Consider the following 15,377-nt stretch of genomic DNA (forward strand, 5'->3'; position numbering starts at 1 on the left):
TCCTCGGTGATGGATGATCACGGGGTCTGACTGGAGCCCGCGATGCCCAGCTCGGCGAGCCAGGGCAGGACGTGACCGCGGACCAGGTCCGGCCGGTCGATCAGCAGTGAGTGGCGCTGCCCCGGCAGCACAGCGAGGTGCGCCTGGGGCAGCAGGCGAGCGGTCTCGGCGGCCAGGTCGCGCAGCGCCGAGTCGCCGCCGTAGAGGCAGAGCACCGGGCAGGCGACCGCGGCGATCCGCTCGGGGTCGGGCAGCGCACTGGCGGGGAGTTCCCGGGCGATCATGGTGTCGGCGAGCAGCTCCCGGGTCCGCCGGGCCCGCCGGATCAGGCGCTCGTCCGGATCGTCCGATCTGGCACCGGTCCCCGCCGCAGCTTCCGCTTGCGCGCGGCTCGCTCCACCACCACGCGCCGGCGATGCGGCGGCCATCGATGCCGTTACCCGGTCCAGTCGCTGGCCGATCCGGGCGAACCACACGGGGATCGGCGGCGCGGACTCGACCGCGACGATGGCCCGGACCCGGTCCGGAAAACGGGCCGCGAAGCCAAACGCAACCGTTCCGCCGAACGAGTTGCCGAACAGGCAGACCTTGCCGGTGATCTCACGCGCCGCGAGCAGCGCGGCCAGGTCCGCCACGAAATCGGCCAACCGGTAACCCTGCGCCGGGCGCTCGCTACGGCCGTGGCCGCGCAGGTCGTACAGGAGCACCCGCATGCCAGCGTCGGCCAGCGGCTGGGCCAGCGTGAAGTACCAGCTGGCCATGTCGTCGCCAGCCATGCCGTGGATCAGGACCGCGGTTTGTGGTGGCTGCGACCGCAGCGGGCCGCCGGGGGCGAGCTCCTGAACGTGCAGCTTAACCCCGTTGACCTGCACGATCGTCACGACGAGAGTGCTTCCATCGGCGCCTGCTCGTCAAGCGACCGGCTGATGTACTCCACCAGCTTGCCGACCCGCAGTTCCCGGATGGAGTCGAGGTCGAACGCGGCGGCGAACTGGGCGAGGTTCACAGCGCTGCCGTACCTGGCCTGGAGGCGACCGGCGAGCGAGACGACGTCCAGGCTTTCCATACCAAGATCGTCACGGAAGGTGGTGTCGAGGGTGATCTCGACGTCCGTCCCGAACTCACCGAGGATCGCGTGGAGCATCTCGGTGAGTTCGGCGAGGACACGGCGCTGGTCCGCGGGCATGGCAAGGCTCCTTGTCAGGAATGTTTGGTCTAGCTAGCGATGGCGACAGGGTGAAAGCTGCGCGGCAATCGGATCGGACACGATGGATCAGCGCGTGGACGGCTCCGGCCCCCAGGTCCAAGCCACGATGTACCGCCTGGGCGGCAGGTCGGGCGGGTTCTCCGCCTCGGCGAAGCTGACCTGGTAGCGTCGGCCGGCGACCCGGACGGTCAGTCCGTCGTTGGTGGCCGCCTGAATGGTGATCCGCTGGGGCCGTCCGTCGAGCCCGGTCCCTTCGGCCTTGCCGACGGCCTCCTTCGCCGCCCAGAACCGGTGGAACCAGAGGCGTCGGCCCCCGTCGATGCCGTCAAGTCCGCCCAGCAGCCGCTCTTCCACGGCGGTCAGCACGTACGAGACGGTGCTGTCGGGCCTGGAGGTCAGTTCGATGACGTCAATGCCCACGCCAGGCGAGTCCTGGCCGGCGTTCCGCGGGCGCGGCGCGGCGATCGCCACGGCGATCTCGGCGCAGTGCGCCAGCGAGACGTCGCACTCCCGCCAGCCGGTTCCCGGCCGCGCCTGCGCGCGTGGGCGACCGTTCGGGTCGTTCGTGATGGTCAGCTCGATCGGATAGATGGTGGTGTGGCCGTCCTCCCAGAGCTGGAATCGCACCGCGTCCTTCGCGGCGATCCGGCCCAGCAGCCACGACTTGCGCTGTTTCGCTGGTTGCCGCTCGTAGTCGGCGTACGCTCGAGCGCCGAGGAGGCCCCGGGCCGCCATGCCCTGGGTCACCAGGTCGGTCCAGCAGTCGAAGACCATCGTCCAGCCGCCCGGCTGGCGTTGCGACATGGGATTCCGCTCCGGGAAGCGCTCGGCGGGGCGCGCCGTCCGGTGGCTGTCGAACCTGCGATCGACCGCACCCTCGATCTGGGCCCAGACCCGACCGTCGTCGATCAACTGGGTGTCGACGACCAACTGCGCGTCGTCGATCGACTGGACCCGCCCCACGCACTCCAACGCCGTGCCGACCGGCGGCGGCGGCCCGAAGAACCGCACCGTACCCAGGGCAACCGGCAGCGCCACGGTCCGGAACGGCTGGGTGGTGATCAGCCAATTGCCGATCAGTTGCAGCGTGTTGTCGAGCAGCGCTCCCGGCGGGGCGGGTGTTGTCACCACACCGCGCACGTGCCGGTCGCCCACGGCGTGAATGGTGGTGACGCCCTGAAAGAGCGGGCCGTGGAACATCAGGCGTTCGGCGTACATCTCCGCCGCGCCGATCGTGGGTGCCCGTTCGTCGGAGCGACGGTACCGCCATGGTTCGGGCCGGTCCGTCGGGTAGTCCCGGGCCAGCTCGACGGTTGCTCGAGCGAAGCCGCCGAAGGTCACCGACACCCGGTTCGGTCCGTCCGCTCTTACCAGGATCTCCACCTCCTGGGCTGGTGCCGCGATGATCCACCGGTCGAACCGGGCATCGCGCACGGCGACCGCGCGCATCCCCGGTGCCGCCTGCTCGGCGGCGTCCATCATGTGCTGTACGACCGTGGTCGCCGGCACCACCGGCCACCGGTCCTCGGCCTGCGGCCAGTCGTCGGGCTGCATGAAGAAGCAGTGGTCCAACAGGTACGGCATCGTCTCCACCGAGACCCGTAGGACCGTCCGGTACGGCCGATCCGTGGCCGGATCGAGCGGGGCCGGTGGTGGGCTCTGCGGCACCCGGCGCGGGCCTGGCGTCGGGACCACCGGACCACCGTTCGGCGGCGCGGAGCCGGCGTGCAGGACGCTGGCCGCGCTGTGCGCCGTCTCCCGCAGCAGCGCCACGAGTTCGGCAGCCGCGCTCGACCGGCCGGCGAACTCCTGCAGGGTGGCGAGCGCGGCCGCCGTCTCCTCAGGAGGGGCTGACGGCCCTGCGGCGTGGGCGTTGTCCACGGCCGACACGGGAACCGTGTCGCGCGGCCGAGCCGGCGACGGGCCGGTTCCCTTCGAGGCGGTTCCCTTTGGATAGACCTCAAGGAGGTTGGCCGCGGCCTCGCCCATCCGGATCAGGGGCCCGCCCAGGTCCAGTTGAACAGCCGGGCTGCGCCGGGTTGGCGGCTTGGCCCGACTGGTGACCGCGGCGGCGGGCGGGTCCAGGACACGAAGGTTTGGCGTTCCGCCCTCGACCCACAGCGCGGTGGCCACCCGGCGCAGTTGGTCCAGTCCGCCACGCCTGGCGACGTTTACCGGCATCGCGAGATGGTCCCGTCCGCGCAGGTTGTCGTCGATCACCGAGGCGAGCTGCCCGGGGCCCATCTGCAGGAAGACCCGGAACCCGGCCTCGTACATGGCGTCGATGAGCTGCCGGAACCGGACCGGCTCCACCATGTGTCGGATGAAGAGCTCGTTGACTTTCTCCGCATCGACGGGGAACGGTGCACCCAGCGTGCTGGACCACACCGGCACCGCCGGTGGATGGACCTCCCAGTGGCGTAGCGCCGTGCCGATGGCTCGCAGGCCATCGGCGCAGGCGGGGGTATGGAAGGCAGTCCGGAAGGGCAGCAATTGGCAGAGGATGTGCTGCCGGCGCAGCGCCTCGATCAGTCGCCGCACATCCGCTGCCGGGCCGTTGACGATGCACTGCGTCGGGGTGTTGTCGTGCGAGAGCACCACCCGGGGGTATCCGTCGAGCAACGCCGAGACCTGCGCCGCCCCGGCCGCGACCGCGGCGAAACGATAGCCGGAAAGCTCGACGGAGTCGGCGTCGAACAGCGCCAGGAACTCGTCCGCCGCTGCGGTGCTGATCTGACCCGTTGCCACCGCGGCGCTCCACTCCCCGATGCTGTACCCGGCGACCGCGTCCGGGAGCACGGCCATCCGGCCCAGTACCTCGGTGAGCAGCCGGCCCACCTCGACCACGCCGGTGCCGTGCTGGCCGAGGTCACTGGCCGACCACTGCCGTACCGGGAGACCGAAATGCTCGGCGACGTCCGCGGTCTGCGGTGCGAACTCCGCCTCCAGGCCGGGAAAGACGAATGCCACGCTGCCGGGTGAGGCACCGCTTAGCAGCGGATCGGGGCTGAACCACAGGTCCCGGCCGCCACGCCACGCCACGCCGCGGGCCACCGTCCGACGGCTGCTGGCCAGCCGCTCGGCGGTCGGATCGAGCAGACCCAGCCGGCACCTACCGTCGTCGGCGCTCGCCGCGGGGCCCGCTGCCCGGGCGGCGCCTGTCGCCCGCACCGCCTCGTCGTCGCGATCGAGCAGCCGGCCGAGCGCGACCGGATCGGCTGCGGACAGCCACAGCACCTGCTCCGGCTCGGTCACGGTTACCGGCGCCGGCCTCGCCGCCGGCATCCCGGTCGAGCCGGCGTTCGCCACGCCGTGCTGCTCGATGATCACGTGCGCGTTGATCCCGCCGAACCCGAACGCGTTGACCGCAGCCCGCCGCGGGCCATCGCCCTCCCACGGTTGTGCGGTCCGGATGGTACGAAACCTGGTCCGTGCCAGCTCCGCGCGAGGGTTGTCGCAATGCAGGGTCGGTAGCAGGACGCCACGGTAGACCGCCAGAGTCGCCTTGATCAGCCCGGCGATCCCGGCCGCCGGCATGGTGTGCCCGATCATGGACTTCACCGAGCCGATCACCGGTCGTTCCCCGCCGTGGTGCGAACCGAAGACCTCAGCCACTGTGGTCAGCTCGGCGGCATCGCCGGTCGGCGTTGCCGTTCCGTGTGCCTCGAGAAGGCCGACCGCGTCCGGTGCGGTCGGGTCCAGCCCCGCTGCCGCCCAGGCCCGCCGGATGGCGAGCACCTGCCCGGCTGTCGCCGGGTTGAACATGCTCGCCGACCTGCCGTCGCTGGACGTTCCGATGCCCCGGACAGTCGCGTAGATTCGGTCGCCGTCGCGTTCCGCGTCGGACAGCCGCTTGAGCACCACGATGCCGGTACCCTCACCGATCAGCAGACCGTCGGCCGCCGCGTCGAACGGGCGGATCCGCCCCTGCCGGGACAGCGCACGCAGCTGGCTGAACACCGACCAGAAGCTGATGTCGTGCACGTGGTGCACGCCACCGGCCAGTACCGCGTCGAGGCGACCAGCGCTGAGTTCGGTGATGGCCTGGTCGACCGCGATCAACGACGAGGCGCACGCGGCGTCCAGGGTGTACGCGGGACCGCGCAGGTTGAACCGATTGGCCACCCGGGAGGCGGCGAGATTCGGCACCAGGCCGATGGCGCCCTCCGGCTGGTACGGGCCGAGCACCTCGTCGAACTTCTCCCGCAGCAGGTCCAACTTGGCCGGGTCGAGCTCCGGAACGAGGTCCCGCAGGATCTGCACGACCTGGCTGGGCAGGCGCACCCGCTCGGCGTACCGGGCCTGGGCCGGGCTGAGGGTGCCGCCACGGCCGAGGATCACACCTACCCGGTCCGCATCCGGCAGCCGGTCCCGCCCGCCCGCATCGTCGATCGCCGCCGCGGCCACTTCGAGCGTGATGAGCTGGTCCGGCTCGATGTCGCCGACCGATGCCGGCATGATGCCGAACTTCAACGGCTCGAAGGTGGCCAGCTCGTCGACGAAGCCACCGCGCCGGCAGTACACCCGGTCCGGGCGGTGCGCCAGCCTCGGGTCGTAGAACTCGGCGTCCCAGCGGTGTTCCGGAACATCGGTGATCGCGTCGACCCCGTCCACCAGGTTCCGCCAGTAGCGTTCGAGGTTGCCGGCGCCGGGCATCAGCGCCGCCATCCCGACAATGGCGATCTCAGTCATGGCCGTCACGCGGTGTAACAGACCGAGGTGACCGAGGCATCGCCCCAGGCGAGCTCCCGCAACAGACTCATCGCGCCCTCCTCCGGATCGATCAGCTCGATCCCGCGCCGCGCGAACTCCGCGCTCAGCTCGGGCGTCACCATCCCGCCGTGGCCGGCCGCGGGCGCCCATGGTCCCCAGTGGACGGTCAGGCACCGGTGCCCGGTCGCCGCCGACCACCTGGCGCCCATGCTGTCCAGCGCGTCGTTGGCAGCCGCATAGTCGCCCTGGCCCCGGCTGCCGTAGGCCGCGGCGATGCTGCCGAACAGCACCACGAAGCTGGGCGCGGCGGCGCGCTCGGCGAGCACGTCGAGCACCACGCGGGCGCCGTTGACCTTGGTATCGAACACCCTGGCGAAGGACTCCGGGTCCTTGTCCGCCAACAGCTTGTCCTCGATCACCCCGGCCGCGTACACCAGACCGTCGATTCGCTGGTGCTCCTCGTGGAGCTTCTCCAGTAGCTGGCGGGTCGCCACCGAGTCCCGGGCGTCCAGCGTGTGGTAGCGCACCGAGCTGCCCAGTTCCGTCAGCTCCGCCAGGGTGGCGGCAACCTCGCGGCGGGCGAGGACCGTCTGGGCGGCCCGTTCGATGTCGGCCGGTGACCGCATACCGCGGCGGGCGAGCGCGGCGCGCAGCGCGGTCGCGTCGAGCGCGGCGGCAAGGTCGGCGTCCCCGGCGTCCTCGGCGTCCTCCGGGAGCGGGGTCCGGCCGATCAGCTCGATGCGGCACTTGCTCGCGGTGGCGAGGGCTCGGGCGAACCAGGTGGTGATCCCGCGCGCACCGCCGATCAGGACGACCACCGAGTCCTGGTCCAGACCGATGGCCTGCGCCTCCGCGACCCCCTCGCCGGCCGGTCCGGCCCCGCCACTGGCTAGCGTGCCGAGGCCGGAGGGGACGAGGTCAGCGACGAACCGGCCCTCGGGCCGGTGGCTGACCACCGCGGCCGAGCCTGGCGACAGCAGCTCGTCGAGGAGCTGCCGCGCCTGTTGCTCCGGCGGCAGCTCGCGGTTGACACCGACGAAGCGGGCCATGGTCTGCCGGTACTCCTGAGAGATCGTGCGAAACAGGCCGGGAAGGCCGTCCACGCGCGGGGAGGCAGGCTCGGTGGCGGCGGCCAGCAGCCATCGCGGATCGGCCGCCAGCACGCGCTGGATGAACGGGAACGCCCGCGGCAGCATCGGCACGGGTCCATGGGCCAGGCCGTCGAGCATGATGAGGCCGTCCACGCCGCCCGCCGGGTCCCCGGTGGCGCCGTCCACGACACCGGTCAGGACTGCCGCCCCGTGCTCGGCCAGCAGCGCCGCCAGGTGGGGTACGACCGGTGTGCTCCCGGTGACGAGGAAGCGGGCACCGGCCAGGGTGCTGGCCGGCTGGCGTTCGACCTCCTCGACCGGGGACTCGACGGCCACCAGCCGGCGCGGTGCCACGCCTGCGGGCCGGGCGCCCGACGGCTGCGGCGCCGCCTCCGCCGGTGCCGGGTGCATCGGTTCGGCGGGTTCGAGCGCCGGCGGTGACCCGGCCGCGGCGGTGACCCGCTCGTCCAGCCACTGCACCATGGCCCGCACGGTCCGCGCCTTGACCAGGTCCGCCAACTCCTCCGGATCCCCGTCCGCCGACAGCCGCAACCGAGTCGCGACCTCACCGGCCACCTCGGCCCGTTTGATCGAGTCGATGCTCAGATCCGCCTCAAGATCCAGATCCAAGTCGATCATGTCGACCGGATACCCGGTACGCTCACTGATCACGGCCAGCACGGCACCTTTGAAGTCCGGCAGCACCGGCGTCGCTGCGGCGGTAGCCGGCGGCTCCGGCTCGATCCGCGCGGCCTGCACCACCTCCGGCCGGACCGCAGCGGTCGAGGCAACTGCCGGTGCGCCCACCAGGGCGGGCGCGGATCCGCCCGGCTGTTGGCCGAAGCTCTGCGACGGGATCAGCGCAGGCACCGGCGCGGGCCCTCCGGTCGACTCCCAGACCAGCCGACCGCCCGGGCCGCCGCCGAGGTACGCCAGGAGCACATCACGCTGGGACGCGATCATCTCCCGGCTGGCCCGGAGGAACTCGGCAAGCAGTTCGTCCCGGCTGTCGCGGGCTGTGTCTGGGGACCTGTTCACCATGGTCATCAGCAACTCCTCCACACGTCGGGGCGGGGTCATACCACCCGCGAGAGTGTCTCCATTCAGATCGCGGACCAACTGCCCGTTGACCATCCAGATCGGACGGTCGGCGGCCGCGGTGGCGCCGGCGTCGGTCGTGCCGCGCCCACGGAACAGCCACCCGGTCTGTACCGGTACTCCGGCACACGCCAACTGGGCCACAGCGATGAGCAGCGCACGCAACCCATCGCCGGGCCGGCCGTCGCACGAGACCGCAAGATGTGGACGGTCACCAAGCACCGCCCCGACCAGCCCGGTGAGCACCCGGCCCGGACCGACCTCCACGAACACCCGGGCACCGTCGGCGTACATCGCCTCGATCTGGTCGCAGAAGCGGACCGGCGAGGTGATCTGCTCGGCCAGCTCGGCGCGTATCCGGTCGGGCTCGTCGGGATAGGGCGAGGCCGTCCGGTTGGACCAGACCGGGATCCGGGGTGGTGAGACCGGTACACCGGCGAGCGTCCGGGCGAACCGGTCCGTCCCGCCGGCCACCATCGGGCTGTGGAACGCGCAGGCGACGGAGAGCGGACGAGCGGCCAGGCCGGCGCTCCTCAGACCAGCACTCGCCGAGTCCACCGCCTGCGTCGGTCCGGAGATCACCACCTGGTTCGGCGCGTTGTGGTTGGCCACGACCACGTCATCGGCGAGTCCGCTGTCGCGCAGCACGCCACGCACCTGATCCGCGGTGCCCGTGACGGCGGCCATCGTGCCCGGGTCATCGCCCACGGAGGCGAGGATCGCGTCGGCCCGCTCGGCGCTGAGCTCCAGGAGGGTGGCCGAGTCGAATGCACCGGCGACACTGAGCGCGACCAGTTCGCCGTAGCTGTGACCGCCAGCCATGTCGGGCCGTACTCCCAAGCGACGCAGCAGATGGTGGACGCCGAGCCCACCGATGCCGAGGACCGGTTGGGCGACCCGGGTGTCACGGAGGCGGTCCTGCTGCCGACGTTCGGTCTCCGGGTCGAACGCCGTCGCCGGGAAGAGCAACCCGGCCCACCGCCGTCCGAGATCGAGAAAGCGTCGCAGCTCGGGAAAGGCGACGAACAGCTCGGCCAGTGCGCCGACGCGCTGACTACCCTGACCCGGGAAGACGAACGCGACCTTGCCGGCAGTGTCGGTGGCACCGTCCGGCGGCTGGACCAGCCCTCTCGCCGGGTCGTGAACGCCTTCGAGCGCCCGATCCAGCAATGTCCGCAGTTCGGCCAGATCGCGGGCCACCACGGCGACCCGGATCGGCCCCAGGCGCGGATCCGACTGCGCCGCCGTGGCGGCAGCGAGGTCGCGCAGACGGACCGGCTCAAATGTCCGGGCTGCCGTTTCGAGCTCTTCGGCGAGCTTGCGCACCGCCCGGTGCGCGGCGGCCGAGTCCGTGCCCCGGAAGCAGAAGAGTTCGACCGGCCACGCCGGTGCGGAGTGGCGCGGCGTCGGTGTCGCGGGATGCGCGCAAAGCACGGCGTGGTAGTTGGTCCCGCCGAACCCGAAGGCGCTCACGCCGGCGATCCGCTCGCTGGCCGGCGCGGCCCACGGACTGGCTGCGGCGTGAAAGGCGAACGGGCTGTGCTCCGGGCTCCAGGCCGGGTTCGGCCGGCTGAGATTGATGGTGGGTGGCTTGACCCCGGTGTAGACCGCCATCGCCACCTTGATCACGCCGGCCAGGCCCGCGGCGCACTTGGTATGGCCGATCTGCGACTTCACCGAGCCGAGCGCACAGCTCCCGGGCTCGGCACCGGCCTCGCGGAACATGTTCGTGAGCGTCTGCAACTCGGTCCGGTCCCCCACGACCGTTCCGGTGCCGTGCGCCTCGATCAGGCCCACCTCCCTGGGGGAGATACCGGCACGGCGGTACGCGCGTTCCAGCGCCCGCCGCTGTCCCTCGGCGCGCGGCGCGGTCAAGCCCAACGCCCGGCCGTCGCTGGCGGCGCCGACTCCCTTGACGACCGCGTAGATCCGGTCGCCGTCGCGCTCCGCGTCCGCCAACCGCTTGAGCACCACGCACGCGACACCCTCACCCAGTGCGATGCCGTCGCCCGTGCTGTCGAAGGTGCGGCACCGCCCGGTCGGCGACAGGGCATGCGCCGAGGTGAACATCAGGTAGTCGTTGATGCCGTTGTGCAGATCCGCTCCCCCGCAGAGCATCAGGTCGCTGCCGCCGGCCTCCAGTTCCCTGCAGGCGGCGTCAAGCGCGGCCAGCGACGACGCGCAGGCTGCGTCGACGGTGAAGTTGGGCCCGCCGAGGTCGAGCCGGTTGGCGACGCGGCCGGCGATCACGTTGGCCAGGATCCCCGGGAACGAGTCCTCGGTCACCACGGGAAGCTGCTCGGCCAGCGCCTGCGGTATCTCGCCCAGGTAGGCGGGGAGCAGGGTACGCAGAGTCTGTGCGTACCCCATGTCGCTGCCGGCCTCGGCGCCGAAGACCACACCGGTGCGCTCGTGGTCGGCCCCTGGGTCGTCGTAGCGGTACCCGGCGTCGACGAGAGCGCGGTGCGAGACCTCCAGCGCGAGCAACTGGGCCGGGTCGATGCTGGCAAGTGCGGACGGTGGAATGCCGTACCGGATCGCGTCGAAGGGGACTGGATCGAGGAAACCGCCCCACTTGGAGACGCTGATCCGGCCGGCCTGCCCCGGCCCGACCTCGGGGGCGTAGTACGTGTCGACGTCCCAGCGGTCCGCCGGCACTTCGGTGATGGCGTCCGATGCCGCCAGGATTGACCGCCAGTAGCTGGCCAGATCGGGTGCGCCGGGCAGCACGCAGGCCATGCCGATGATGGCGATGTCCATCGGCTTGGGCTGCTCCCCGACCGCGGCGACGTTCGTGCCATCGGCAGCCCGCAGCTCCGCGATCCGCGCGGCGTGGAACGCCTCCGCCCCGCTGGTGACCTCCGCATGCAGCGCGGCGACCGTCGTGGTCCTGTCCCGCAGCACAGCCACCTGGCCGGCCATGAAGAGCCCCTCGGCCTCTTGGGCAGCCTCATCGACGCTGACCAGCGTGTCCGCATCGCGGCGGCGCCCCTTGCTCGCGATCCGCAGGCGCCCGACGTTGAGCAGTTCCAACCGCTCCCAGATCTCGCGGTGCTGCACCCCGGCGTGCTCCAGCCTGGACCGGAGGTCATGGAAGTCGTCGACGAACGGACTCTGCAGGCACCGGGTCACGTGTCCCGGCGCGGTCTGCAACAGCGCGGTACGGCTGGCGCTGATGGCCAGCCGCTGGAACAACGGCTGGATCGCGCCGTGCTCGACCGCTTCCGCCGTGAAGAGGTAGGCGGTGCCCATCAGGACCCCGAACCGCACCCCCCGAGCGGCCAGTGGCGCCGCCATCGCGGCAACCATCGCTACGGACCGGGCGTCGTGGATGCCGCCGGCGAAGAACACCTCCAGCCGGTCCGGCGCCTCGGCCGGAGCCTCGACCAGAAACTCCTCGATCACCGCGAGCTGCGCCTCCCACAATGGGAAACTGGCCCGCGGACCGATGTGGCCGCCGCACTCCGCACCTTCGAAGACGAACCTCCGGGCGCCCGCACCCAGGAACTGACGCAGCAGGCCGGGCGACGGTACGTGCAGAAAGGCGCCGATGCCCTCGGCTTCGAGGGCCTTCGCCTGCGCCGGCCGGCCACCGGCGATGATGGCGTAGCTCGGCCGGGTCTCGAGAATCGCGGCGATCTGCGCCGCACGCAGCTCTTCCGGGACGAACCCGAGGACCCCGACGCCCCACCGGTGCTCGCTCAGCGTTTCGGCGGCCCGGCGTAGCATGCGACGCGACTGCTCAGCGTCGGCCACGCCGAGCGCGATGAATGGCAGGCCGCCCTCGGCTGCCACGGCTGCGGCGAACCCGCCCTCGTCGCTGACTCGGGTCATCGGTCCCTGGGCCACCGGAAGGCGGGTGCCGAGACTTACCGCCAGCGGCGCGCCCGGCGCGAACAGGGCACCAGCGGTGGAGTCCGCGATGGCCCCGGTGATGACCTTGCGGATGCCCCGGACAGCCGCGGCGGTGTCGGGCCAGCGCTGCGCGAAAACGGCCGCCAGCCAGCCGTCCTGCCCGACCGGCAGGACCTGGTCGACCTCGCCGTGCTGGCGGCCGAGACGGATGCCACGGACCTGTCCGTCGAGGACCGCCTCGGTGCCGTCCATCCGGCGGATCGCGGCTATGACGTGGTCCGGCAGGTCCGACTCGGGCATCAGCGTGAGTTGGGTATCGAGCACCACACCGGCCGCACCGCCCACGACGCAGGCCGCGGCTGTCCGCGCTCCGATGCCGCCGGCGACCCAGATCGGCACCGTGACCGCGTCGTCGGCCACGAGCTGCTGCAACAGGACGAACGAACTGAGGTCGCCGACCCGCCCGCCGGACTCCATGCCGCGGGCGATGAGTCCGGCGGCGCCGGCCGCGATGGCCTCGTTTGCCTCGATAAGGCTGGTGACCTCGGCGACCACGCGATAGTGCGCAGCGAGTCGGGCCACCGGCCAAGGTCCGTCCGGACCGGTCACGACGAGATCCACCCGGCCGCCGGCGCGGCGGCGGATGTCGTCGAGGCTGGCCGCACAGCCCGGCCCCAGCCGCACCCCGATGCTTCCCGTCGTTTCAGCGACGACCCGTTCGAGAATTTCCAGCGCCAGCTGATCACCGTCAACAAGATCGATCACCGCCAGCGCTCCACCATTATGTGCGGCGATAAGAGAGAGGGGGCTTGGCTCCATACCGGGTCCGCCGACGATGGCGATAACTGACTTATTGATGATTGGTGCGGTGCTCATCGGGCTCCTGTTTCGTGGGCAGCGGCCAGCTCACCCGCAGACAGACCTGCCGGCGAACAAAATGAGGTATATATTGAAATCAAATAAATTCTTGAACCAAGACAGCCATCATTTCCCCGGCCATTCAATGACCATCTATGGCTAGCCCTATCGGACTTGTAGTCTTTGCACGTGAATCGCGGGATCGTCGCTGCGTGGCAGCTTGATAACGTCGCGCACAGCCACCGAAGCGGTCCCGGGCGGTCCTCGAAACCACATTGCCAGCGATGGCAGGCCACCCGGAGCATACTTAGCCCAGTGATGCCGCGCACGCTGAATGCAAAACGGCGCAGCACCGCCTCAGCCCGGCCTGCGTTACGCACGCACCAGAAACGGCGCGACGCCGCACCCAACGACGCCGCACCCAACAGGGACCCTTGACACTGCGATCACCCCGAGGTGCGCGCCGACGTCGCCCGTACGCTGCGATTCTGGTTCGACCGCGGTGTCGACGGCTTCGGTATCGACGTGGCGTATTCGCTAATCAAGGCCCCCGGTCTCGCTGACCTCGGGGACGCGGCCGCGCTGGTCGCGCTCGACGGCCACCCGCAGTGAGACCGGGACGGCGTGCACGAGATCTACCGCGAGTGACGGGCCCTCGCCGAGGAGTACGACCCGCCGCGGATCTTCATCGCCGAGGCATGGGGGGACCACCCGGAGCGCCTCGAGCGTTACCTGCGCGCGGACGAGCCGCACACCGCGTTCCACTTCCATTTCTTGCCCACGCAGTGATCCACCGAGTCCTTTTTCCCACAGGGGACGTGATGCTGCGCGAACATCCCATATTTAACGACTCAGGACACTAGGGCATCGTCATTTTTCGGTCAGGTCGACCAACATGGGCACGTGTGGTAGCCCGACGTAAACCTCGACGTCACCGTCGCGTCGCCACCCGAGGCGCTCGAAGAAGGCCACATTCGGTAGCTGGATGTGGGCGGCCATGACCTGCCCGCCGCGCTCGCCAGCGGTTCGCATCGCATACCGCACCAATGGGCCCCCCAGCCCGTGTGTCCGATACTCCGGCAGCACGGCCAGCCGATCACCCTGCCAGAGCGTGGCGGTTTCGTCGAGCGGAAAGAGCCGCACGGTGCCGGCGATCGCGCCGTCGACGAGACCGACGGCGTGGACGGTCGACGGATTGTCGTCGTTACTGTCCCGATCGGAGTCGGCGAAGATGCGCTGCTCGTCGACGAACACGCGGCGCCGCACCGCGTGGTGGGCCGCGAGTTCGTCGGGGGTCCGGGCAGCGCGGCAGTTGACAGCGACGCGTTCGGCCTGAAGCATGCGGGACTTCAGCCGACCGGCCGGGGACGGATCTGCAGGAGCGGCTCCATCGACGAGAGGCCCGAGCAGGCCTGACACCGGGCGCAGCCGGCCTTCGCCGTCGTCGAGCCCATGCCCCGCTGGGTCATGTACGCGAGCACCTTGCTGTAGATCGGCTGGGTGTACGCGCGGGTCGGCGGCTTCCAGTCGGCCATGAGGCTGCCGGCTACCGGGCGCAGCGGCACGACGAACGGGTAGACCCCGATGTCGACAGCCCGCTTGCACCCCTCGATCGTCGCCTCGGGGTCCTCCCCCATGCCGAGGATCACGTAGGTGGAGACCTGACCCTCGCCGAACACCTCGACGGCCCGCTCCCAGGCCGCGAAGTAGCCGTCGATACCCGTACGGGCCTTGCCTGGAGCGACGCGAGCCAGCACCGCCGGGTCGAAGGTCTCGATGTGGATGCCGACCGAGTCGATACCCATCTCGCCGACCTGGTTGATCACGTCGAGGTCGTACGGCGGCTCGAACTGCACCTCGACAGGCAGCCCGCTGGCCTCCTTGATCGCCTGGCCGCAGCGGGCGACATACAGGGCACCGCGGTCGACACCGCGGGTGCTTCCCGTCGTCAGCGTGGCGTCGACGGCGCCGTCGAGATCGCGCGCCGCGACCGCCACCTCAGCCAACTGCTCCGGCGTCTTGCGCGCGATAGTGCGACCGGACTCGAGCGAGAGGCCGATTCCGCAGAACGTGCACTGGTCGTCGTTGCCCCAGTAGGTGCAGTGCTGCACCACGGTGCTGGCCAACGAGTCGAGGTGGAGCAGAGCGATCTGCTCGTACGGGATGCCGTCGGCGGTCTTGAGGTCGTAGAACCGCGGACGACGCTCAGCCCGCGCGCCCGCGAGGCGTACGCCCTCCCGGTAGATGCCGTAACCGTCGTCTTCTCCACGCAGGACATAGGGCGAGTCGGCGGCGACCGCGTTGTCCGTGGGCGCGGTGACCGGAAAGCCTTCGACCCACAGCATTCCGGAGTCGGTCGGGCCGGCTCCACCGGTGCGCCGCTCTATCTGCGTCTCCAGCCGGAGACCGCGCGCCTGGAGGTCGAGGATCAGCTCGCTGATGTCGGCCGGAGCCGGCCGGTCCACCATGGTCCCGCCGTCCGCGCTAGGGCCGAACACTGTTGCTGTCACCTCATGAACCTCCTACATCCGTCCCCGTGTGCACTAGTGATACCA

7 protein-coding genes are annotated in these 15,377 nt (G+C 70.7%); 1 reads left to right on the forward strand and 6 read right to left on the reverse strand.

Annotated elements, in window-relative coordinates:
• Positions 1 to 17: 17 nt before the first annotated feature.
• The 4 genes from HC028_RS00585 to HC028_RS00600 all read right to left on the reverse strand — a co-directional run bounded on the left by HC028_RS00585 (position 18) and on the right by HC028_RS00600 (position 12,729).
• A complete protein-coding gene (locus tag HC028_RS00585) occupies positions 18 to 881 on the reverse strand; it encodes an alpha/beta fold hydrolase (protein ID WP_168071732.1) in 864 nt (287 codons plus the stop codon).
• On the reverse strand, positions 878 to 1,186 hold the full coding sequence (locus HC028_RS00590; protein ID WP_168071733.1) for an acyl carrier protein: 309 nt from the start codon (positions 1,184 to 1,186) through the stop codon (positions 878 to 880). The genes HC028_RS00585 and HC028_RS00590 overlap by 4 nt, the downstream gene beginning before the upstream one ends.
• A gap of 87 nt (positions 1,187 to 1,273) precedes the next feature.
• Entirely contained in the window at positions 1,274 to 5,899 is a 4,626-nt protein-coding gene (locus tag HC028_RS00595) for a type I polyketide synthase (RefSeq protein ID WP_168072166.1), read from the reverse strand.
• Positions 5,900 to 5,904: 5 nt separating this feature from the next.
• A complete protein-coding gene (locus HC028_RS00600; protein WP_239075381.1) occupies positions 5,905 to 12,729 on the reverse strand; it encodes a type I polyketide synthase in 6,825 nt (2,274 codons plus the stop codon).
• Between the two features lie 549 nt (positions 12,730 to 13,278).
• Between HC028_RS00600 and HC028_RS26925 the strand changes: the two genes are divergently transcribed.
• Positions 13,279 to 13,434, forward strand: a complete 156-nt coding sequence (locus HC028_RS26925) for a hypothetical protein (protein WP_203981213.1) — start codon at positions 13,279 to 13,281, stop codon at positions 13,432 to 13,434.
• 258 nt (positions 13,435 to 13,692) lie between these two features.
• Here the strand turns inward: HC028_RS26925 and HC028_RS00610 are convergent, their stop codons facing one another.
• Positions 13,693 to 14,163: an MSMEG_0567/Sll0786 family nitrogen starvation N-acetyltransferase gene (locus tag HC028_RS00610; RefSeq protein ID WP_168071735.1), complete on the reverse strand. Its 471-nt coding sequence runs from the start codon at positions 14,161 to 14,163 to the stop codon at positions 13,693 to 13,695.
• Positions 14,164 to 14,171: 8 nt separating this feature from the next.
• Entirely contained in the window at positions 14,172 to 15,332 is a 1,161-nt protein-coding gene (locus HC028_RS00615; RefSeq protein ID WP_203981212.1) for an MSMEG_0568 family radical SAM protein, read from the reverse strand.
• Positions 15,333 to 15,377 lie beyond the last annotated feature (45 nt).

This window comes from Planosporangium flavigriseum (genome assembly GCF_011947225.1).
Lineage (GTDB): Bacteria > Actinomycetota > Actinomycetes > Mycobacteriales > Micromonosporaceae > Planosporangium > Planosporangium flavigriseum.

What these genes read in the sequence shown, in the direction of transcription:
- HC028_RS00590 (WP_168071733.1), bottom strand. Translation starts at nt 1,186, where the DNA reads ATGCCCGCGGACCAGCGCCGTGTCCTCGCCGAACTCACCGAGATGCTC.
- HC028_RS00595 (WP_168072166.1), bottom strand. Translation starts at nt 5,899, where the DNA reads ATGACTGAGATCGCCATTGTCGGGATGGCGGCGCTGATGCCCGGCGCC.
- HC028_RS00610 (WP_168071735.1), bottom strand. Translation starts at nt 14,163, where the DNA reads ATGCTTCAGGCCGAACGCGTCGCTGTCAACTGCCGCGCTGCCCGGACC.